Origin of the sequence: Gilliamella sp. B2717, from assembly GCF_026536675.1 — a bacterium.
In the GTDB taxonomy this organism is placed as follows: Bacteria; Pseudomonadota; Gammaproteobacteria; order Enterobacterales; family Orbaceae; genus Gilliamella; species Gilliamella apicola_I.
The window spans coordinates 118,500-119,111 of sequence record NZ_JAFNNQ010000016.1; positions in this window are offsets into that span (position 1 = coordinate 118,500).

The window sequence follows — 612 nt, forward strand, 5'->3', positions numbered from 1 at the left end:
TCTTGCCTTATTTTTACTTAACTAATGGGCTATCCCATTAATTCACTTAGCAAATCTAAGCGATAAATAATCAGTTAGTGTTTAAAAGTATGTTCAATAATTTTACGGATGAAGGGGTTGTACTTTAGCAACTAAATACACGGGCGCTATATTTTCAATCGTTTAAAAATTAACAATTGATGATTAAACCGAACATAAAGAAATTATATCCAGATTCAAAGAGCCAGAAATAAATTCATTATTCTGACTTTTATCAGTTATTGCTTGTGCAATACCATTTGATTAATGATTTATAATTAGAATTTGTTTGTTGAAATTAAAAAAATAACGAGTAATCATTTCCAATAAATTGCGTATTTGTTTCCAAAAAAAGAAAAAAAAGCTTGTCGCCTGTCAAAAAATAANTCTATCCTAAAAAAATGGTTTTATATAAAAATGCAAAATAAAACCATAAAATGCAAAATGTTAGCTTTAAATCGTCAGTTTAAGCTTATGCATTACGGATTTGGTATATAAGGGATAGAGAACAACAAGCTGTATGAAATGTTATAAATTGATTACTCAAAAAGAGTGGCTGGCACTACAAAAGAAAGCCCCCGAAAGTCTGTTAGC